The sequence below is a fragment of the Catellatospora sp. IY07-71 genome (assembly GCF_018326265.1).
Lineage (GTDB): Bacteria > Actinomycetota > Actinomycetes > Mycobacteriales > Micromonosporaceae > Catellatospora.
This window is the reverse complement of record NZ_AP023360.1, coordinates 276,325-296,196: the sequence shown is the minus strand read 5'-3', so window position 1 is coordinate 296,196 and position 19,872 is coordinate 276,325. Positions and strand designations below refer to the sequence as shown.

The window sequence follows — 19,872 nt, the reverse complement described above, 5'->3', positions numbered from 1 at the left end:
CCGGTCCCGTGGGCGCGGGGCCGGGTCCGGCAGGGTTCAGCGGCCGACGCCGGAGGCGATCGCCTCGCGGAGGTTGGTGCGGGCGTCGGCCGGCAGCAGGTAGCCCGCGCCGACGTTGCGCAGGTCGGCGAGCACGACCTTGGCGAGATAGCCGCCGTGGGTGGGGTACAGCCGGTCCAGCGTGGGCTCGTCGAAGGGCTGGTGGGAGCCGAACAGGAAGCAGAACGACTGGCCGGCGTTGTCGCCGGTGCTGACCGCGGTGGGCACGGTCAGCTGCGAGTAGCGGATCCCGCCGATGGCCAGGCCCAGGCCGTCGCGCGCCTTGGTGCCGTCGGCGTTGAACACGAGCGGCTCGGCGACCGGCGGCGGGGTGCCGCTGCGCACCCAGCGGCCCAGGTGGTCGTACGCGGCCGCGGTGGCGTGGTGCACCGGGACGCGGCTGAACGGGGGCAGCGCGCAGTCGTACACCGGCGCGGCGCCGAGATCGCGCACCGAGATCGGATTGCGGTACTCCTGCCCGCGCCAGCCCGAGTGCGCGCCACCGGCCACCTCCCAGCGGCGGAACCGGTCGGTGTCCGGGGACGGGCGCACCGGGGTGCGTACGTCGGTCTCGGACAGCACCTGGAACACCGGCTCGTCGCCGACCCGGGTCGGGGCGTTGCCGACGATGAACGCGTACCCGTCGAACACCGGCTCGACCTTGGGCAGGATGTGCTGGTAGTAGACGGTCATCCGGGCCGCCGACTGGGACGCGCCGACCGCGAGCAGGGTGCGCACGTCGAGCCGGCCCAGCGGTGAGCCCGGCCCGCCGAGCGCCTTCGCGGCCTGGGCGAAGATGTCGTACGACAGCTCGTCGGCCCGGTACGTGCCGCCGCCGGTGACGTCCAGCGTGCCGTACCGGGTGGGGCTCCAGGCCCGTAGCTGGTCGACGCCGACGCGCTGCGCGGAGACGCCGATCCAGGCGTAGCCCGCCCGCATGATCGCCTCGCCGTTCCACAGCGCGTCGAGGTCGTAGCCGGCGGTCACGTTCTGCCACTCGACCAGGGCGGTGCCGTTGAAGGCGGCCCGGTGCACCGGCCGCCGCACGATGATCCGGGTCCGGTACGGCACGTCGGTGGCGACCTGCACGCCGAGCTGGTCCCAGCCGTCGGCCACCCCGGACAGGTGGAACTCCTGCTCGACGTAGCCGTGCCGGGCCAGGTCGTCGGGCGTGGAGAAGAACGGGTAGGTGTCCGCCAGCACGGGGGACAGCCGGTCGCCCGGCACGGCGCCCGGGATCGGCGCGGACACCGTCGGCACGGCGATCGGCGTGCGCGCGTCGTCGGCGTACCCGATGCCGCCCGGGGTCAGCGCCACGGCGAGGGCGAGCGCGACGGCGGTGCCCAGCCTGCGCGGATGCTTCGTCATGCGGCCATGGTGGCCGCGGGCCCGGCCGCGCCGCATCGGCGATATCACCAGATCCGGGGTTTGACTCGCCCACGAGGACGCTGGCATGGTGGTTGCTACAAGTACACATCAGACGACGGTGCGCAGGAACCCGGTGTGAATCCGGGACGGTCCCGCCACTGTGACCGGGGAGCGCCCCGCAACGAGCCACGGCCGCCCATGCGGCTGGAAGGCGCGGCACGCGCGACACGCCAACCACCCGGGAGTCAGGACACTGACCCGTCGTTGTCCAGTTCGGGGCGGTGAACCCCGAGAAGGAGGTTTGTCATGGGTGCGTTGTCCACCCCTGTCGAGGCGACCGGGGCCGCTACCCGGCTGCGGGACCAGCTCATCGCCGGTCTGCTGGTCGCGCTGGCGCTCTTCATCCTGTACGCGGTGTTCCTGGACCAGGGCGCACTGCTGTCCCCGCTGTACGGGGAGCTCTCCCGCAGCGCGAACTACCTGCACGAGCTGTCCCACGACGGACGGCACCTGTTCGCCGCGAACTGCCACTGAGCGGGGCGGACATGTCCCTGCTCTCCCTGATGGGGCGGGGCGGGCTGGCCGGCGTGTGCGCCGGTGCCGCCTCCGCCCTGGTCTCGCTGGTGCTCGCCGAGCCGGTCATCGACCGGGCGATCGAGCTGGAGCACGCCTCCGCCGGCGCGGGCCACGGCGCGGAGCTGTTCAGCCGCGACACCCAGTACGCCGGCCTGCTGGTCTCGGTGGTCCTCACCGGGATGGCGATCGGCCTGCTGTTCGGCCTGGTCTACGCGGTGCTGCACCGCCGTGACCCGGCCGCCGACCCGTGGGGCCGGTCGCTGCGCCTGGCGGGGGCCGGGTTCCTGGGCGTGAGCCTGCTGCCGTTCCTGCGGTTCCCGACCAACCCGCCGGGCGTGGGCAGCGAGGCGACGCAGCAGGCCCGCACCGTGACCTGGCTGGCCGCGATAGCGATCGGCCTGGCCACGATGTCGGCGGCGGGCCTGCTGGCGCAGCGGCTGGCGCAGCGCGGGGCGGCCCTGCCGGTGCGGCACCTGGCGCCGGTGGGCGTCGTGGTGCTCGGGCTGGCGCTGCTGTTTCTGCTGCCCTCCTCGGGTGACCCGATCGGCACGCCCGCGGACCTGCTGTGGAGCTTCCGCGTGCTGTCGCTGCTGGCCTCGGCGGTGCTGTGGGCCGGGCTCGGCGTCGGGTTCGGGCTGGCCGGGCTGCGGGCCGCGACGGCCGCGGACGCCGCCGTGGCGACCCGGGCGGCCGTGTGAAGGCCAGGATCACCGTGTGCCGCGACTGCTGCTGCGGTACGGACCGCAAGCATCCCGGCACCGACCACGACGGGCAGCTGCGGCAGCTTGAGAAGGCGGGCGTGCGGGTACGCGTCGCGACCTGCCTGGACGTGTGCGAGCACTCGAACGTGATGGTGGTGCACCCGCGGCCGAGCGGGCGGCGGGCGGGCGGGCGTCCGGTGTGGCTGGGCGGGGTGCTCGACGAGTCGGTGGTGGAGTACGTCGCATCCTGGGCCGCGGCGGGTGGTCCCGGCGCCGCCGAGCTGCCGGTGGCGCTGATGCCGTACGTGATACAGGCTCCCGGTCAGGCCTGAGGCCTGACCGGGACCGCCGCGGCGTCCGCTGCTGGGGCGCCGCGGCGGTACATCACCAGCAGGATGACGGCCAGCAGCGGCATGACGATGTCCGAGGGCAGCGCGTAGACGTTGGCGGGCGCGGTGTTGCCGTGGAACACCCACTGGTTGAAGTGACCCCAGGCGTCGCCCCAGAACGAGATGGCCAGCGTGACGACCGCCGCGGTGAGCCAGGTGCCGCGCAGGCGCGGCCAGGCGCAGCCGATGGCGAGCACGGCGACCGCGAGGTCACCGAAGCCGACCTCCCACTGGAACATCGACTGGGTGTAGCCGATCTGCTCGGCGGTCTGGTCCGACGTCGGTCCGATGTGACTGAGCGCGCCGATCACCCCCCAGACGCCCGCCCCGCAGACCATGAGCCACAGCAGGGCCAGCTCGACGACCCGGTGTCTGGTGCGCCGGTGGCGGTGTTTGTCCACGGTGACGTGGATCAGCCAGCCGACGACGGTGGTGAACCAGATGGCAACGAAGAACGGCATCGCGCACCTCCCGGCGATCCCGGTCGCGTAGCGGGCCGGGGTCAAACGGCTCAGCCCGACGCTACGCCGCGATCACCGGGTCTGTCCGGCGTCTGGATGATCTCGCGCTCAGCTCACCCCGTAGAAGCGGCCGGCGCCCGGATGCAGCTGCAGCGGCGACACCAGCGCGGCGATGTCCCGGCTGATGTTGTCGCCCTCCGGGTGCACCGCGGCCAGCTCCGACTGGTAGTCGAAGATCAGCTGGGTGAGCCGGAACGCCAGCTCCTCCGGCATGTCGTCGCGTACGACGATCAGGTTCGGCACGGCGACCACGGTGACGTCGGCGCTGAGCCCGTACATCGCCTTCGGGATCTTGCCAGGGGCGTAGACGTCCGGGTATGTCTTGCCCATGGTGAGGAACAGCTCCTCGGTGGGCAGCAGCGTGAACGTGCCCGGCGACTGCGCGAACAGCGCCTGCACGCCGACGGTGGGCAGGCCCGCGGCGTAGAACATGGCGTCCAGGTCGCCGGCCTTCATCAGCGTCCCCATCTGGGCCAGCGACGCCGAGACCTGCGTGATGTCGCGTTTGACGTCCAGCCCGGCCGCGCCCAGCAGCCGCAGCGCCACCAGTTCGGTGCCGGAGTTCGGCGGGCCGGTGGCGACGCGCTTGCCCTTGAGCTGCTTGATCGACGTGATGCCGGAGTTCGCGCGCACCACCAGGTGGGTGTAGCCGTTGAAGATGCGCGCCAGCGCCTTGAACTTCACCGGCTTGCCCTCGAACGAGCCCTTGCCGGCGGCGGCGTCGGCTGCCGTGTCGGCGAAGGTGAACGCGACCTGCACGTCGTCGATCGCGAGGCGCTGGAGGTTATCGCCCGCGCCGTTGGTCGGCGGGGCGAGCGCCTCATAGCCCTCCAGGTGGCGGTTGACGATGTCGGCGTAACCGCCACCGACCTGGTTGAACACCCCGTTGGTGGGGCCGGTGCCGATGGTCAGCGTGCCGCCGTGCCAGGCCTGCGCCGCCGTCGCCGCCGGGTCCCCCGTGCACGCGGCGATCGCGGGCACCAGCAGCGCGCAGAGCAGCAGGCCCAGCCGGCGGCGCGTCACCACTGCCCGCCCGCCCGTGCCTCCGGTTCCAGGGCGTACGCGACCCGGTGCGCGAGCAGCGCGGTCTCGTATCCGATCTGGCCCAGGTCGCACCCGGGCGCGGCGACGACGGCGAGGAACGCCCGGTCGCGTACCGCCATGATCATCAGCACGCCTTCGTCCATGTCCACCACCGTCTGGCGCACCTGACCGCTGCTGAGGCAGCGCGCCGCGCCGATGGTGAGGCTGGCCATCCCGCTCGTGATGGCCGCGAGCTGGTCGGAGAGGTCCTGGCGCAGACCGTCGGAGTGCGCGATGGTCAGGCCGTCCACGGAGACGGCCAGCACGTAGGTCACGTCGGCGATGCGCTGGGAGAACGAGGTCAGCAGCCAGTCCAGGCCGCCGATCTCCTCGGCGCCGGTGACCTGCGCGGGGTTCTGAGTCATCGAGTGCTTTCCTTCGTAGCTGGCGGGGCGGAGAGGCGTTGCTCGCGGGCGAGTTCGCGGTGAGCGGCCGCGATCCCCCGGCCAGGCCGGACAGCCGGACCCGGACCGCTTCGGGGTCCAGGAGGCCGGAGCCGTTCGGTCCGGTCGGATGAGAGGGGGAGGGGGGCTCGTCAGCGGGCGGCGTGGGTTCCCCGGGACGGCGCTGCGGCAGGCCCGAGGGCAGGATCTCGGCGGTGGACGGGGGCGGTGCCTGCCGGATCGCAGGGATCGCCTGCGTCGGCACGTCCTCGGCCGCCGCGGGGATGGCGGCGGGGAGGGCGGCGGGCGGGAAGTCGGCGGAGTGGATCAGGGCGGCGGGCGGGGCCGCGGCGGACGGGGGAGCGGGGATCGGGGCCGGGGGGTTGAGCACCGCGGCCCGGAAGCCGTGGCGGCGGGTGCGCAGGATCTCGCCGTCGGGCATCGCGCCGCCCGCGGACGGCGCGGTGAACCGGGTGGCGGCGCTGTGCGGCGGGGCGAGCAGCACCGTCGGCAGCAGCACCAGCGCCACGGTACCCCCGCCGGGGCTGCTGCGCAGCTGCACCTTGATCCCGCGCCGGGCCGCGATCCGCGCCACCACCAGCAGACCCATGGTCCGGGCCAGGTCACTGGTCAGCATGGACGGTCGGGCCAGCCGCTCGTTGATCTCGTCGAGCTGCGCGGGCGGCATGCCGATGCCCGCGTCGAAGATGCTGATGGTCAGACCGTCCACGCCGCGCCGGGTGGAGACCAGCACGCGGCTCTTCGGCGGGGAGAAGTCGGTCGCGTTCTCCAGCAGCTCGGCGAGCAGGTGCACCACGTCGCCGACGGCGTGCGCGACCACGGACAGGTCGGCGATGGAGTTCGTCTCCACCCGGGCGTACTGGTCGATCTCGGCAGCGGCCGCGTGCACCACGTCGAGCAGCAGCTCGGCGTGCACGAACCGGCGGCCCGGCTCGCCGCCCGCGAGGACCAGCAGGTTCTCCTCGTTGCGGCGCATGCGCGCGGCGAGATGGTCCAGCGCGAACAGCTTCGCCAGCGCCTGCGGGTCGGTCTCCCCCCGCTCGAACTCGTCGATCAGGTGGAGCTGCCGCTGCACCAGGGTCTGGCCGCGGCGGGACAGGTTCACGAACATCGTCGAGATGTCGTGGCGCAGCATCGCCTGGTCGGCGGCCAGCCGCAGCGCCTGCGCGTGCAGCGCGGCCAGGGCCGCGCCCACCTCGCCGATCTCGTCCTTCGGCCCGGCCAGCGCCTTGTCGGCCACCTCGTGGGAGGTGCGCACCAGGCGGCGTACCGTCTCGACGTTGGGCGCGGCGGAGACCCCGGCGATCGCCTCGGGCAGCTCGGTGGCGGCGATGTCCATCGCGGACCGGCTCAGCCGGCGCAGGCCGCGGCTGGTGCGTACGGCCAGGATCCCCGCCACGACCAGCGCCAGCACGATGATGCCCGCCGTGCCCGCGCCGGTGAGCAGCGCGTCGCGCCGGGCGGCGGCCTGCTGCCGGGCCGACTCCTGCTCCAGCGAGTTGATGATCTCCAGCTCGAACAGGTAGAGCCGGCGCAGCGCGTTCGACTTCGCGATGTACCAGGAGTCGGGGTCGACGCGCAGTGCGGCAGGGGTGGCGTCGGCGGCCAGCGCGGCGGCCAGCAGCTCTTTCGCACGGTCGACATCGGCACCGCGCACCACCTCGCCGTAGCGGGCGCGCGTCTGCGCGCCGGCCACCCGCTCGAACTGCAGCAGCCGCTCCTGCTCGGCGCCGCGCAGCTCGGCCAGCTCGGCCAGCTCACCGGGCTCGAAGCGGCCCCGGCTGAACACCCCTCGCAGCAGGCCGCGCTGCTCGGAGGCGTGGTGCTCGACGGCGTTGAGCGCCGCGACCGCCTCGGCGTACGCGCTCAGCGAGTCGTCGTTCGGCGTCTCGCCCAGCGACTCGCCGACCAGGAACATGGTGTGGGTGAGGTCGTCGTAGACGGCCTCCGGCGACGTCTCGGCGGCGTTCGCGCCGACCAGCGGGAACTGCGCCCGGTCGCGCAGGTACGGCAGCTCGACCAGGACGAACTCGGCTTCGTTGAGGATCGGCCGCACCTCGGGCGCGGAGTCGGCCGCCGCCAGCGCCGCCGCCCGGAAGCGGGCCACCGCGTCGTCGGTGCGCCGCCGCTGCGCGACGAGCAGCGCCTCACCGGCCTTGCCGCCGCGCAGGCGCAGCGCCACGGTCTCGGCGATCTCCTCCTCCAGTTGGTGGTTGAGCTTCACCGTGGCGGTCAGCGCCGTGGCGACCAAACCCGAGGCGCGGGCCTGCTCCGCCTCCTCCATCGCGGCCGAGGTCTGCAGACCGCCCAGCGCGCCGAGACCCAGCGTGGCCACGCCGATGGGCAGCAGCAGCCGGTAGCCGATGGATCGGCGGCCACGGCGCCTGGCCGAAACCGCCGGAACGTCGCTGTCCCGGACGTACTGTGGTGACCACGGCGGTGCGCCGCCGCCGGTGACTGCCATGCGTCGCGCCTCCGACTGTCGGTTGGACTCCCATGAGCGTTATGGGCAACAACCTTCACCGCAACCCCCGAAACGTCCTACGGATGGACACATCGGTGTCACAGGATGGCACGTTCAGCCCTACCGGCTGGTCTAAGTTGTGTCGTTGTTGTTTCAACTGAAACATCGGCGACATTCACCCATGCGCCCTGACGGATGTCGTTATGGCGCGCTTCACCTGCGAACCCGTGCGGGCGGCCTACCCTCGTGGCAATATGTCGGATTTGTCAACGGGGTGCACCATGCTCGTCCGCCGTCTCAATTCGATCATCGTGGCGCTCGCCGTCGCCGGTGCCGCCACCGCCTGCTCCGGCCAGGAGGAGCCGCCCGCCGCGAAGCCGTCGGCGGCCGCCACCTCGGCCGCCGCCAAGCCCGTCGCCCGCACCGCCGTGCGGGTGGGCAGCGTGGGCGGCCGCCGGGTGCTGGTGGACCAGGAGGGCCGCACGCTGTACGTGTCCACGGCCGACACCAAGGGCAAGAGCAGCTGCCTGGGCCAGTGCGCCGCGACCTGGCCGCCGCTGACCGGCGACGCGGTCAACGGGGAGGGCGTGGACGGCTTCCAGTTGGCGACGTACTCCCGGCCGGACGGGCAGCTGCAGACCACCTACCTCAACCAGCCGCTCTACCGGTTCCGCGACGACAAGGTCGGGGACGCCAACGGCCAGGGCATGAACGGCACCTGGTTCATGCTGGACGCGGACGGCGAGCCGCTGCGCTGGTGGTGACCGGGCCGCGTACGGCGCGGTGAGTTCCCGGCCAACCTGGACGGAGCCGGGCGTGTAACGCGCTCGGCCCGTCGTCGTGTCGGTAGTCTTTCCCGAATTCGCCTATATGCCTGCGATGTAGGGAAGACATGAAGAACAGACGTTTCGTCATCACGGCTGTCGTCACCGCGGTCGTGCTGGGCGGCATCGGCTACGCGTCGTTCCGGCAGGCGTACAGCGACGGCGCCCCCGCCGGCCACCCCGCCCGGCCGATCCGCACGCTCGGCGCGCCCCTGGCCGGCGCGCCCATCGTCACCGAGCCGCGCGCCGACGGCCACCTGGTCAGCGGCGCCGACGTGCACATGGAGAGTGCTGAGCTGAAGCTGACCGGCAAGGACGGCAAGCGCTCCGAGCACGTGTGCTCCGAATGGGAGATCTGGTCGATCAAGCCGGCCGAGCGGGTCTGGTCCACCAAGTGCCTGGACGGGCCGCAGCTCGTGCACGCGCACCTGGGCGACGGGCGGTTCGAGAACTCCTTCGCCGCCCGCCGCGACCTGGTCGCCGACCGCGAGTACGACCTGCGCGTGCGCTACCGCGACGAGGACAAGGCCGAGGCCGACCGGTGGACCCCCTGGGGCAGACGGGCCTTCCGCACCCGCCCGCAGCTCGCGCCGCTGCCCAACGCGGGCACCTGGCACGTACGCCAGGACGGGTACCGGGTGGAGGAGGTGGCCGGCGGCTTCCAGCTGCCCGTGCACCTGGCGATGGTGCCCGGCCACAACGGGGACCCGGACCGCCCGATGTTCTACGTCACCGAGCTCTACGGCCAGATCAAGGTGGTCCGCGGTGACATGACCGTCGGGACGTACGCGAAGAATCTCTTGAACTTCGACCCGCGCGGCACCTTTCCCGGCACCGGGGAGAAGGGCGTCACCGGGATCGTGGTCGAGCCGAAGACCGGCGACGTGTTCGCCTCCGTGCTGTACGACAAGGGCGGCGTGCACTACCCGAAGGTGGTGCGCTTCTCCAGCCGCGACGGCGGTCTCACCGCCTCGAAGCAGGCCACGGTGCTGGACATGCCGAGCGAGCCGCAGTCGGCCGCGCACCAGATCTCCCAGCTCACCATCGGCCCGGACGGCAAGCTCTACGTGCACATGGGCGACGGCATGATCGCCAGCACGGCCAAGGACCTGAACAGCTTCCGGGGCAAGATCCTGCGGGTCAACCTGGACGGCACGGCGCCCGAGGACAACCCGTTCCACGACGCCGACGACGGCATCACCGCCGCCGACTACGTGTACGCGTCCGGCTTCCGCAACCCGTTCGGCGGCGCGTGGCGGGCCGACGGCAGCTACTACCAGGTGGAAAACGGCACCGCGATCGACCGGCTGTCCCGGGTCGACAAGGGCGTCGACTACGGCTGGGACGGCACCCGCGACAGCATGCTCAAGCCGAAGCTCTACATCTGGGAGCCGTCGACCGCGCCCACCTCGATCGCGTTCATCGACCCGGCGGTGCACCACGGCTCGGGCTTCCCGCAGAGCAAGCACGGCCACATGTTCGTGGCCGAGAGCGGCCCGACCTTCGCCAGCGGCCCGCAGGACAACGGCAAGCGCATCGTCGAGTTCACCTTCGACGGCGGCAAGGTCGGCAAGCCGAGGAAGCTGCTGGAGTACAACGGCACCGGCAAGGCCAGCGTGGTGGGCCTCGCCGCCGGACCCGACGGCCTCTACTTCACCGCCCTCTACCCCGACGCCGACACCTCGGCCCCCGACGCCCCCGGCGCCAAGATCTACCGAGTCCGCTACACCGGAAACTCCTAGATACAAAGGAAGGGCACCTTCTTAACGGAATCCGTAGAAGAAGGTGCCCTTCTTAACCTCTCAGGCGTCACTGCACGACGATGAACTCCACCCGGCGGTTGATCGCCTGGTTGGCCTCGGTCGTGTTCGGCACCGCGGGACGGGTCTCGCCGTAGCCTACGGCGGTCAGCCGGTCCGCGGCGATGCCCTGCTTCACCAGGAAGTCCACCACGACCTTGGCCCGCGCCCGGCTCAGCGTCAGGTTGGACGCGGCCGTACCCTTGCTGTCGGTATGGCCCTCGATGCGCACCTTGACCTGCGTCGTGGCGAGCACCTGCGCCGCGCGGGCCAGCGCCGCCCGCCCGGCCGGGGTCAGCACGGTCTTGTCGTCGACGAAGGTCACCGCCTTCAGATCACCCAGCGCCTGCTCGACCTCGGTCACCTTGACGGCGATCGAGACGTCGGTGACGCCCGCCGCCTTGGCCGCCGCGTCGACCGCCTGCGCGGTCGCCGCGGTGTCGACGGTGCCGGTCACCTCGATCTTGTCCCCGCGCAGCTGCACGGTCAGGTCGGTGGAGTGCTTGGCGACCGCGGCCAGCAGCAGCCCGAGCCCGTCCAGGCCCTTGTCGGTGACCGACGGGTCGACGGTGAGCTGGTCGTCGACCATGCCCGCGCCGGCGGCGTCGGTCGCCGCCTTGACCAGCCTGGACTTGGCCGTCTCAGTCGGCACCCGGCCGCTCAGCGTGATCCGCCCGCCACCGGCGACGGTCGCGGTGACCTCCGGCGGGGACGTCGGCGCCGGGGCCGTGGCCGTGGGTGACGCCGAGGGAGCCGGTGCCGGCTCCGCGACGGCGGGGACCTCGGCTTCGGCGACGCGTACGCCCTCCAGCGCCCGCACGACGGCCAGCGCCCGGTCGGCGTCGGCCGCCGTGGCGACCTGGAGCGTGCCGTCGCGCCCGATGAAGCTCACTCGCACCGAGGACAGCCCGGCGGCCTGCAGGGCCTGCTCGGACCGGCGGGTCAGGTCGTCCTGGATGCGCTCGCGCACGGGCAGGTGCTGGGCGGCGAGAACACCGGCCAGCCCGAGGACCGCGACGGTCACCCCGACCAGCGGGCTGAACCTGCGCTCACTGTTCGCCATGCTCATTCCCGTCCCGTGTCGCGCCCGGCGACCAGGCGGCGCTGCAGGTCGGCCAGCGCCTCCTCGTCCCCGTCGGCGAGCAGCCGGGCCTGGCGGGCCCAGGTGAGCAGCGCGGGCGCGAACTTCAGGCCCTGGGCCTCGATCGCATTGCGCAGGGTGTCGTTGTCCGCCTCGGCGAGCGCGGCGTACGTGCCCAGCCCGGCCGCGGTCAGCGCCGCCTCCATCCGCGGGCCGATGCCCTCGATGCGCTGCAGGTTGTCACCCGCGGCGACCAGCACGACCTCCTCGGGGGTCAGCTTGGCGGCCTCGGCGGCGAACCCGGCCGACTGGGCCGCCTCGGCGCGCTCGACGATGGCCTCCATCGAGTCGTCCGGCTCGGCGGCAACGGCGACCGGCGCGACCTCCGGCTCGGCCACGACCTCCGGCTCGGCCGCGGGCTGCGGCTCGGCCGGCTTGGCGATCGGCGCGACCAGCGACACCGGGTGCTGCTGCACCTCGATCTGGTCGTCGGCGGGCGCCGCGGCGGCCTTCTTGCCGTTCTTGCGCGCCGGCTTGGCCTGTGCCGTGCTCTCGGCGGGCGCGGGGGCCACGACGGCGGCCGGGACCGGCGCGTCGTCGGCCGGCGTCACGGCGGCGGTGGGCTGCTCGGACGTGGTGCTGCTGTCGGGGTTGGACTTGCCGCGCCTGCTCCAGATAAGCCAGCCCACCAGCAGGCCGAGCAGGAACGAGATCAAGATCATGAGGAGCGACTGGCCGATGAACCAGGCCACGAAGACCTCCAAAGAGAACGCGCGGAAGACGCGCTGTCGGGAAAACTCGAGGCAGCTTCGCACACGCTCGGGCGGACCGGCTCAGCGCATCGGCCGGAAGTGCTCCCCGCACCGGCTCACAAAAGCCCCGCGTCCGTTTAGGATGCCGCTGTGCCGACGACCGTGACACACGTACGCGACCTCGCCGACGCCGTCGGCACCTTCCTGGGACACAGCGAGTGGCACGAGATCACCCAGCGCCAGGTGGATCTCTTCGCCGAGGCGACCTGGGACGACCAGTGGATCCACACCGATCCCGAGCGCGCGGCGACCGGGCCCTACGGGGGCACCATCGCGCACGGCTTCCTGACCATGTCGCTGACGCCGACCCTGCTCGCCGAGATCTGGCGGGTCGACGGGACCGACATGACGGTGAACCAGGGGCTGGACAGCCTGCGGCTGCGCGCCCCGGTGCCGGTCGGCGCGCAGGTCCGGATGGGGGCCGAGCTGCTGTCCACGCGGACCCGCCCGAAGGGCTTCGCCGAGGTCGTGGTCCGGCTGACGTTCGAGTCGGAGCACGCCGGCCGGCGGCAGCGCGTGGCCACCGCCGACCTGACGATCCTGCTGCGGGAGGCGGCGGCCGTCCCGCGGTGATCAGGGGTTCAGGAGGGGTCCCCGCTCCAGCGGGCGTCCTCCTCCTCCCACTGCTCGTTGCGCTCCTTCACCCGGGACAGCGCCTGCTCGGCGTCGGCCGGTGAGGGGTAGGGGCCGAGGAGGAACTTCGACGGGCACTTGTCGTCACCGTGCTCCACCCTGTTGTGCTTGATGCACCAGAAGTACTGCGGCGGATCCCCGACGTTCGTCATGCCCTTACTGTGCCCGCCCGCGCGCCCGCCATGCCACCGTTGCGGGCGCGAAACGCGGCGGGGCGCCTCCCGGAGGAGACGCCCCGCTCGCCGGCGATGCTCAGAGGATCGACACGTGTACGTGGTTGGTATGGTCGCCGGCCGGGCTGTCGCCGCAGGTGGTGCCGGTCGAGCTGTACCGTTTCCAGGCGCCGTTGACCCAGATCTGGCAGTACCAGATGACGTACATGACGCCCAGCCGGCTCGCGTTCTTGACGTAGAACGCGGCCAGGTTGTTGCCGTAGGTCCGGTCCCCGCCGGAGGCGGACGAGTTCTTGAACCCGTCGGTCGCCGACGCGTGGTCGCATGCCCGGCCCTTGGGATGCTCGCCGTCGCCGCCGGAGCGGTAGCAGGAGACATACCGTTTGAACCCGTTGGCCTTGGCCTGGGTCATCGCGTGCAGGGTGCGCGGGGTGATGCAGCCGCCGGTCGTCGGGTCGTCGATCGAGCAGCTCTCCTTCGGCCAGGAGCCGTCGGAGTTGCGCGGCGCGGGCTTGGCCAGCGGCGAGTTCGGGTTGATGTAGCCGCTGGAGTTGCGCCCGTCGGCCACGGCCAGCGCCTTCTCCGCCGCCTTCTTGCGCTTCTCGATCTCCTTGAGCGCGTCCTGCTGCAGCCTGACCTGCACGTTGATCGCCGCCTTCTTGGCGGTGACCTCCTGCTTGCGGGTGCGGTAGTCGCGCATCTTGCTCTGGTCGCGCTGGGTCATCCGGTCCATGGCGCCGGCCTTGGCCAGCAGCGAGCCGGGCCCGGAGCCGTCGATCATGAGGCTGACCAGGCCGAGCTTGCCGGTCTTGTACGCCTCGGCGGCGTACGCGGCGACGTTCTGGCGCAGCCCTTCCAGCTCGGTCTCGGCCGTGGCCAGCTCCGCGGCGAGCGCCTTCTGGCTGACCTCGGACGCCTCCAGGGCCGCCTGGGCCTCCAGGTAGCCCTTGGCGGCGGCGTCCAGGTTCTCCCGGAGCTGCTTGAGGGTCTTCGAGCTGCCCTCGTTGGGCTCGGCCAGCGCGGGCGCGGCGGGCGCTAGGCCGGTCACGACCATCAGTGCGGCGAGCAGCACCGCGAGGCGGGCCGAGCGCCTTCGGCGGGGACGCCGGTGGGGCACGGTGGGGGTCACGGAGGTGCTTCCTTCCGTCGTTCGCCGCGCGGACCGGACCGGCGCCGGGTGGCGGGCTGCGGGGGATGCAGCGGGCCGGGCGGCCGGGCCTGTCGTCGGGGATGCGCGACGGTGGCTTCGGCAGTTCTTTATGTGAGACAGCCTCGGTGCCATGGGGCAGGCGGTCAGATTACCCGGTCCGGCAAGCGGTGCTCAAAGCGATCGACGAGCGTGCCCGGCTTTGCCCGAAACGTTGGTTTTCGCGTTGCGGCATCGGCACCGTAATAGTGTTAGCCGGAGGGAATTGTGTCGTCTCGCGCCGTTTCAGTGCTCTTCACGGCCTGGATGGTGCTGCTTGGCGTGCTGTTCTACGCCATCAGGCCGTGGCAGGTGGCGATCTGGGCTGTGCTCGGGCTGAGCGGCGCCGCCGCGATCGAGTACGGCGTGCGCCGCCACCGGCCGCGGGAGCCGCTGCCCTGGCGCCTGCTGGCGGGCGCGCTGGTGCTGTTCGTCATAGGCGACACCTTCTCGGCCGTGCTGAACAGCGACCGGCTCGCGCCGTACGAGGTCCCGTTCGTCATCGACATGTGCTATCTGGTCATGTTCGTGCTGATGAGTGCGGGTCTGATGGGACTGGCCCGGTCCGGCTCGCCGGTGCGCGACCGGGCCGGCGTGCTCGACGCGGTCACCCTCCTGCTCGCCCTGGGCCTGCTCGCGTGGATGTTCCTCGTCGAGCCGCGGTTCCGTACACCGGGATTGACCGCGCTGGAGCAGATAGCGGCCGTCGCCTACCCGCTCGCCGACCTGCTGCTGCTGGCGATGGTGGTGCGCATCGTGATCCTGGCCCGGTGGAGCGCGTCGGTGGCGCTGCTGGCGGCCGGCAGCGCCGGGATGTTCGTCAGCGACAACCTGCACCTGTTCGCCCGGCTCGACGGGTTCTGGCACATCGGCGGGCCGCTCGACGTCGGCTGGATGCTGCTGTACTGGGGCTGGGGCCTGGCCGCGCTGCTGCCGTCCATGGTCTGGCTGTCCGAGCCGGGGCCCGCGCCCACCGCCGAGCTGAGCAGCCGCCGGGTGGTGCTGCTCGGCCTGTCCTCGTTCATCCCCCCGGTCGTGCTGCTGTTCCAGGCGCTGCGCGGACCGGTGCGCAACGCCGAGGCCATCGCGCTGCTCTGCATCGCCATGTTCGTGCTGGTGCTGATCCGGCTGGTCGACGCGATGCGGGTGCACCGGCACTCGCTCGCCCGGGAGCGCCTGCTGCGCGAGGCCGGGGCCGAACTGGTCGCCGCGACCGACGTAGCACAGGTCACCGACGTGGTACGGGAGACCGCCACCGGGCTGATGCCCCCGCACTGCCCGCACCGCGTCGTGCTCGCCGTCGACGAGGACGAGGCAGTGCCTCCCGGCACCGCCGCGTCGCCGCCGCGAGCCGCGGTCGTGGCCGACCCCCGTGCGCTGCATCCGGCGCACTCCGCCGAGCTGGCCGGGTTCGCGTCGGTGCTGAGCTGCCCGCTCGCCCCGGCCAACGGCACCTCGGGCGGCCGGAGCATCGGCACGCTGCTCGTCGGGGCGGACGAGAACGTACTGCGTACGCTGCAGGGCGCGATGGAGGTGCTGGCCGTGCAGGCGGCCCTGGCGCTGTCCCGGATAATGCTCAACGACGAGGTGAACCGGCGCGACAGCGAGGCGTACTTCCGGGCGCTGGTGCACAACACCGCCGACGTCATCATGATCGTCGGGAACGGCGACGACATCCGCTACTGCAGCCCGTCGGCCGCGGCGATGTTCGGCCGCGAGGCCCTGGAGGGCAGCCACCTGCTCGACCTGGTGGTGCCGGAGGAGCGCGAGCGCTGCGCGGGCTACCTGCTGCGGGTCCGCCAGGAGCGGCGCGGCGAGACCACCGACTGGACCGTGTGGGGCTTCGGCAACCGGCGGCTGCAGGTCGAGGTCTCCAGCCGCGACCTGCGCGACGACCCGACCGTCGGCGGCCTCGTGATCACCCTGCGGGACGTCACCCAGCGACGGCGGCTGGAGCGCGAGCTGACCCACCGGGCCTTCCACGACTCGCTCACCGGGCTGGCCAACCGTGCGCTCTTCATCGACCGGGTCACCCTGGCGGTGGACCGGGCCCGGCGCAACGGCGCCATCACCGGCGTCCTCTTCATCGACCTCGACGACTTCAAGGACGTCAACGACACGCTCGGCCACCCGGTCGGCGACGAGCTGCTCACCGCCGTCGCCGAACGGCTCAGGGGGGTGCTCCGCCCGCACGACACCGCCGCCCGCCTGGGCGGCGACGAGTTCGCCGCGCTGATCGAGGACGCCGCGGGCACCGGCGCGATCGAGGCCGTCGCGGAGAAGGTGATCCGGGTGCTGTCCGCGCCCGTGCCCGTCGGCGACCAGGTCGTGCCCGCGGGCGCGAGCGTCGGGGTGGCCACCACCCGGCACGCCGACGACGGCGACGAGCTGTTGCGCCACGCCGACCTGGCGCTCTACTCCGCCAAGGGCGAGGGCAAGGGCCAGTGGCGGCGCTACCAGCCGGCCCTGCACGAGGCGCTCGTCGAGCGGCTGCAGCTGAAGGCCGACCTCGACCGGGCCATCGCCGAGGAGGAGTTCAGCCTGCGCTTCCAGCCCGTGGTCGGGCTGACCGGCGGCGGCACGGTCGGGCTGGAGGCGCTGGTGCGCTGGGAGCACCCGCACCGCGGCACGCTCGGGCCGGGCGAGTTCATCGGGCTGGCCGAGGAGTCCGGCCTCATCGTGCCCATCGGCACCCAGGTCGTCCGGCAGGCGCTGGCGATGGCCGCCCGGTGGCCGACGCACGCCGGGCTCGGGCCGTACGTCAGCATCAACATCTCGGCCCGGCAGTTCCGCACCCCCGGCGTCGTGGTCGACCTGCTGCGCGAACTCGACGAGGCCGGGCTGCCGGCCAACCGGCTCATGCTGGAGATCGTCGAGTCGCTGCTGCTGCACGAGGAGGAGGAGGTCTGGACCGACCTGGCCGACCTGCGCGAGGCGGGCGTGCGCGTGGCGATCGACGACTTCGGCACCGGCTACTCCTCGCTGAGCTACCTGCGGCAGATGGCGCTGGACGTGGTGAAGCTCGACAAGTCGTTCGTCAGCGAGATCGCGGTGTCCGCGCAGCAGCGGGCGCTGGTGGAGGGCATCGTCCGGCTGGCCAACACGCTCGGCCTGGAGGTCATCGCCGAGGGCATCGAGACGCAGGAGCAGCGCGAGATCCTCGCCGACATCGGCTGCCCGTACGGCCAGGGCTACCTGTTCAGCAAGCCGCTGCCCGCCGCCGAGGCGCTGCGCTGGCTGGTCGACGATCTCGACCGGCCCACCGCGGACTAGTCTCGTCCGGTGCGGGTCGTGTCCCTGGTGCCGTCGCTGACCGAGGCGGTCGCGGCGACCGTGCCCGAGGTGCTGGTCGGCGCGACCGACTGGTGTACGCATCCGGCGGGCCTCACGGTGGCCAGGGTGGGCGGCAGCAAGTATCCCGACGTCGCCGCCGTGCTGGCGCTGCGGCCCGACCTGGTGCTGGTCAACGTCGAGGAGAACCGCGAGGCCGACGCCGACGCCCTGCGCGCGGCGGGCGTGCCGCTGCACGTGACCTACCCCCGTACGGTGGACGAGGCGCTCGACGAGCTGGGCCGCCTGGTGGCCGTGCTGGGTGCCGCCGGGGAGCCGGACTGGCTGGTCCGGGCCCGTGCCGCCTGGGCGGGGCTGCCCGCCGTCGCGCCGCGCCGTGCGGTCGTCCCGGTCTGGCGGCGTCCATGGGTGGTGCTCGGCTCGGACACCTTCGCCGGGGACGTTTTGCGGCGGCTCGGCATCGCCAACGTGTACGCGGACGCGGACGAGCGCTACCCCCGCCCGTCCCTGGACGAACTCCACGCCCGCGCCGCCGACCTGGTCGTGCTGCCGGACGAGCCCTACGCGTTCACCCGTGACGACGGTCCGGAGGCGTTTCCGGGCGTGCCCTTCGCGCTGGTCTCCGGCCGGCACCTCACCTGGTACGGCCCGTCCCTGGCCGAGGCTCCGGCGCTGCTCGCCGCCCAGCTGTCCAGCCCCGCCTGACCCGACCCGGGAAGATCGCACCGGAAGGGCCGCAGTCCCGCACCGAGGTATGCCGACCTCGGCGTGAAGATCGCCGTCTGGCGCCGATTCGCCTGGTCGCGCATGTCAAGATCGGGGTCTCGTGTCCGGATGTGTGGTCTGGCGCGTGAAGATCGCGGTCTCGTGTCAAGATCTGCGGTCTGGGGCAAGGTTCTGACACGAACTACCGATCTTGGCCGGGCACCCCGCCCGCCTCGGGCAGTCGGCGCGGCCCGAGGCGGGGGCGCGGCGAGGGCAGGCGCCGCGCCCGGTCCCAGTGGCGTTAAGAAGGTGCCCTTCCACTACGCATAGCGTTAAGAAGGTGCCCTTCCTTTCCTCAGGACCAGGCGTTGAGTTCGGGGTCGTTGGGGGCGCGGACGAGGCGGGAGTCGGGGGCGTCGAAGCGCATCACGGGCCGGGTGGCGTCCCAGGCGGGCCAGCCGGGGTCGCCGGTGGTGGCGAAGTCGACCCAGGCGCGGTGCATGGCGTCGGCCAGGGACTGGGGCGGGTTCGGGCCGGCCAGGGGAAGGCCCTCGGGCGAGTCGAGGGTGTCGAAGACGAAGCCGATCTCCAGCGCGTGGCAGGCGCCGAGCCGCTCCACCGGCGACGGCCAGGCGAACTCGTACAGCCAGGTGCGGTGGGGCAGGCGGAAGTCGGCGAGGTGGTTGAGCGGCAGCCGCAGCAGGCGGTCCGTCGCGATGACGCCGAGCAGCTCGCCGGGCGACGCTTCCGGCCGGGCCGCCCGGTAGACGCGCGCGGTGCGGGCCTTGACCCGGAACTTGGCCAGGGCCAGGCGCAGCGTGAGCCGGTTGATCCGGTCGACGAGCCCGCTGGGCACGAACCACAGCCGGTACTCCTCGGCGTTGTAGCCGAGCAGCAGCTCCACGTCCGCCCCCGCGCCCTCGTGCAGCGCGACCATCGGGTCGCGGGGAAGCACGTCGCCGTCCACGGACAGGGTGAACCCGCTGCCGTTGCCGAGCGGCGGTCCGCCCTTCGTGATCGCCACCTGCGCCGCGAGCAGCCGCTCCGGCGGGACGGCCGCGAACGCCGCCGCGGTGGCCGGGATCTTCAGCCGCTTGGCGATCATGCGGGTGGACCGGCCCGCCGCCTCGGGCTGCTGCGCGGTCGGCGCGCCGCTCTGCAGCACCGCCCGCCGGAACAGCCCCTGCGCGTACGGGCTGGTCAGCAGCGCGCCGATGGAGATGGAGCCGGCCGACTCGCCGAACACGGTGACGTTGCCCGGGTCGCCGCCGAACGCGGCGATGTTGTCGCGCACCCAGCCGAGGGCCGCGATCTGGTCGCGCAGGCCGAGGTTGCCCGGGGCGTCGGGGAAGACGCCGAAGCCCTCGATGCCGAGCCGGTAGTTGATCGACACCAGTACCACGCCGTCCCGGGCGAAGTTACGCCCGTCGTACGTGGGCAGGCTGTTGGAGCCGTTGCGCAGCGAGCCGCCGTGGATCCACACCATGACCGGCCGCCCGGTGGCCCCGGCGGGCGCCCACACGTTCAGGTTGAGGAACTCCTCGCCCGGGATGTCCGGATCGCTGAGCAGCCGGTCCAGCGGCGGCGGGAACGGCGCCTTGGGCGCGGTCGGCCCGTACGCGAGCGCGTCGCGCACCCCGTCCCAGGCCGGCACGGGTGCCGGTGACGCGAACCGGTGCTCCCCGAACGGCGCCGCCGCGTAGGGGATGCCGAGGAAGACCGCGACGCCGTCGCTGACCCGCCCGCGTACCCGCCCGCTCCCGGTCCCGACCACCACCTCGACCGCAGTCTCCGTCATGCCTGGATTGTCCCGCCCCGAGGGA

Annotated in this window: 16 protein-coding genes, 2 pseudogenes and 1 riboswitch; of the genes and pseudogenes, 8 read left to right on the top strand and 10 right to left on the bottom strand. The window is 72.5% G+C overall.

Annotated elements, in window-relative coordinates; genetic code table 11:
• Positions 1 to 36: 36 nt before the first annotated feature.
• Positions 37 to 1,407 (bottom strand): alpha/beta hydrolase domain-containing protein, encoded by a 1,371-nt coding sequence (locus CS0771_RS01370; RefSeq protein WP_212839428.1) that lies wholly within the window; start codon positions 1,405 to 1,407, stop codon positions 37 to 39.
• Between the two features lie 82 nt (positions 1,408 to 1,489).
• A riboswitch (cobalamin riboswitch) is annotated at positions 1,490 to 1,684 on the top strand.
• A 29-nt stretch (positions 1,685 to 1,713) separates the two neighbouring features.
• On the opposite strand from CS0771_RS01370, the gene CS0771_RS01365 reads away from it, so the two are divergent.
• Genes CS0771_RS01365 through CS0771_RS01355 form a run of 3 tightly spaced genes read left to right on the top strand, consistent with a single transcriptional unit; the run spans position 1,714 to position 3,016 of the window.
• Positions 1,714 to 1,941: a CbtB-domain containing protein gene (locus CS0771_RS01365; RefSeq protein ID WP_203749713.1), complete on the top strand. Its 228-nt coding sequence runs from the start codon at positions 1,714 to 1,716 to the stop codon at positions 1,939 to 1,941.
• Between the two features lie 11 nt (positions 1,942 to 1,952).
• Entirely contained in the window at positions 1,953 to 2,681 is a 729-nt protein-coding gene (locus CS0771_RS01360; RefSeq protein ID WP_212839427.1) for a CbtA family protein, read from the top strand.
• An 8-nt stretch (positions 2,682 to 2,689) separates the two neighbouring features.
• Positions 2,690 to 3,016 carry a hypothetical protein gene (locus CS0771_RS01355; protein WP_212845549.1) on the top strand — a complete coding sequence of 109 codons (327 nt, stop codon included), beginning with the start codon at positions 2,690 to 2,692 and terminating at the stop codon, positions 3,014 to 3,016.
• Here CS0771_RS01355 and CS0771_RS01350 read toward each other — a convergent pair.
• The 4 genes and pseudogenes from CS0771_RS01350 to CS0771_RS38475 all read right to left on the bottom strand — a co-directional run.
• Complete coding sequence (locus CS0771_RS01350; protein ID WP_212839426.1) at positions 3,007 to 3,534, bottom strand: DUF6790 family protein; 528 nt, start codon at positions 3,532 to 3,534, stop codon at positions 3,007 to 3,009. The two genes, CS0771_RS01355 and CS0771_RS01350, sit on opposite strands and share 10 nt — an antisense overlap.
• Before the next feature lie 108 nt (positions 3,535 to 3,642).
• Positions 3,643 to 4,599, bottom strand: a pseudogene (locus CS0771_RS38485) (TAXI family TRAP transporter solute-binding subunit); the annotation flags it as partial.
• 14 nt (positions 4,600 to 4,613) lie between these two features.
• The gene (locus tag CS0771_RS38480) at positions 4,614 to 5,042 is read right to left on the bottom strand and encodes a roadblock/LC7 domain-containing protein (protein WP_203749722.1); all 429 of its coding nucleotides are present in this window, start codon (positions 5,040 to 5,042) and stop codon (positions 4,614 to 4,616) included.
• 538 nt (positions 5,043 to 5,580) lie between these two features.
• Positions 5,581 to 7,365, bottom strand: a pseudogene (locus tag CS0771_RS38475) (nitrate- and nitrite sensing domain-containing protein); the annotation flags it as partial.
• Positions 7,366 to 7,826: 461 nt separating this feature from the next.
• On the opposite strand from CS0771_RS38475, the gene CS0771_RS01340 reads away from it, so the two are divergent.
• Both CS0771_RS01340 and CS0771_RS01335 read left to right on the top strand, forming a co-directional pair.
• On the top strand, positions 7,827 to 8,309 hold the full coding sequence (locus CS0771_RS01340) for a hypothetical protein (protein WP_212839424.1): 483 nt from the start codon (positions 7,827 to 7,829) through the stop codon (positions 8,307 to 8,309).
• Positions 8,310 to 8,437: 128 nt separating this feature from the next.
• Positions 8,438 to 10,111, top strand: coding sequence for a sorbosone dehydrogenase family protein (locus CS0771_RS01335; protein ID WP_212839423.1), 1,674 nt, complete (start codon positions 8,438 to 8,440; stop codon positions 10,109 to 10,111).
• A 67-nt stretch (positions 10,112 to 10,178) separates the two neighbouring features.
• On the opposite strand, the gene CS0771_RS01330 is transcribed toward CS0771_RS01335, so the two are convergent.
• Together CS0771_RS01330 and CS0771_RS01325 are read right to left on the bottom strand one after the other, a co-directional pair.
• Entirely contained in the window at positions 10,179 to 11,231 is a 1,053-nt protein-coding gene (locus tag CS0771_RS01330) for an OmpA family protein (RefSeq protein ID WP_212839422.1), read from the bottom strand.
• Between the two features lie 2 nt (positions 11,232 to 11,233).
• On the bottom strand, positions 11,234 to 12,001 hold the full coding sequence (locus CS0771_RS01325; protein WP_212839421.1) for a helix-hairpin-helix domain-containing protein: 768 nt from the start codon (positions 11,999 to 12,001) through the stop codon (positions 11,234 to 11,236).
• A gap of 150 nt (positions 12,002 to 12,151) precedes the next feature.
• Between CS0771_RS01325 and CS0771_RS01320 the strand changes: the two genes are divergently transcribed.
• Positions 12,152 to 12,634 (top strand): MaoC family dehydratase, encoded by a 483-nt coding sequence (locus CS0771_RS01320; protein WP_212839420.1) that lies wholly within the window; start codon positions 12,152 to 12,154, stop codon positions 12,632 to 12,634.
• Positions 12,635 to 12,642: 8 nt separating this feature from the next.
• Here CS0771_RS01320 and CS0771_RS01315 read toward each other — a convergent pair whose 3' ends face one another.
• Both CS0771_RS01315 and CS0771_RS01310 read right to left on the bottom strand, forming a co-directional pair.
• Positions 12,643 to 12,846: a hypothetical protein gene (locus CS0771_RS01315; RefSeq protein ID WP_203749741.1), complete on the bottom strand. Its 204-nt coding sequence runs from the start codon at positions 12,844 to 12,846 to the stop codon at positions 12,643 to 12,645.
• A gap of 100 nt (positions 12,847 to 12,946) precedes the next feature.
• Positions 12,947 to 13,996 (bottom strand): hypothetical protein, encoded by a 1,050-nt coding sequence (locus CS0771_RS01310; protein ID WP_244870534.1) that lies wholly within the window; start codon positions 13,994 to 13,996, stop codon positions 12,947 to 12,949.
• Positions 13,997 to 14,320: 324 nt separating this feature from the next.
• Between CS0771_RS01310 and CS0771_RS01305 the strand changes: the two genes are divergently transcribed.
• Together CS0771_RS01305 and CS0771_RS01300 are read left to right on the top strand one after the other, a co-directional pair.
• The gene (locus CS0771_RS01305) at positions 14,321 to 17,326 is read left to right on the top strand and encodes a bifunctional diguanylate cyclase/phosphodiesterase (protein WP_212839419.1); all 3,006 of its coding nucleotides are present in this window, start codon (positions 14,321 to 14,323) and stop codon (positions 17,324 to 17,326) included.
• 9 nt (positions 17,327 to 17,335) lie between these two features.
• A complete protein-coding gene (locus tag CS0771_RS01300) occupies positions 17,336 to 18,049 on the top strand; it encodes a helical backbone metal receptor (RefSeq protein WP_212839418.1) in 714 nt (237 codons plus the stop codon).
• 355 nt (positions 18,050 to 18,404) lie between these two features.
• Here CS0771_RS01300 and CS0771_RS01295 read toward each other — a convergent pair whose 3' ends face one another.
• On the bottom strand, positions 18,405 to 19,847 hold the full coding sequence (locus tag CS0771_RS01295; protein ID WP_212839417.1) for a carboxylesterase/lipase family protein: 1,443 nt from the start codon (positions 19,845 to 19,847) through the stop codon (positions 18,405 to 18,407).
• Positions 19,848 to 19,872 lie beyond the last annotated feature (25 nt).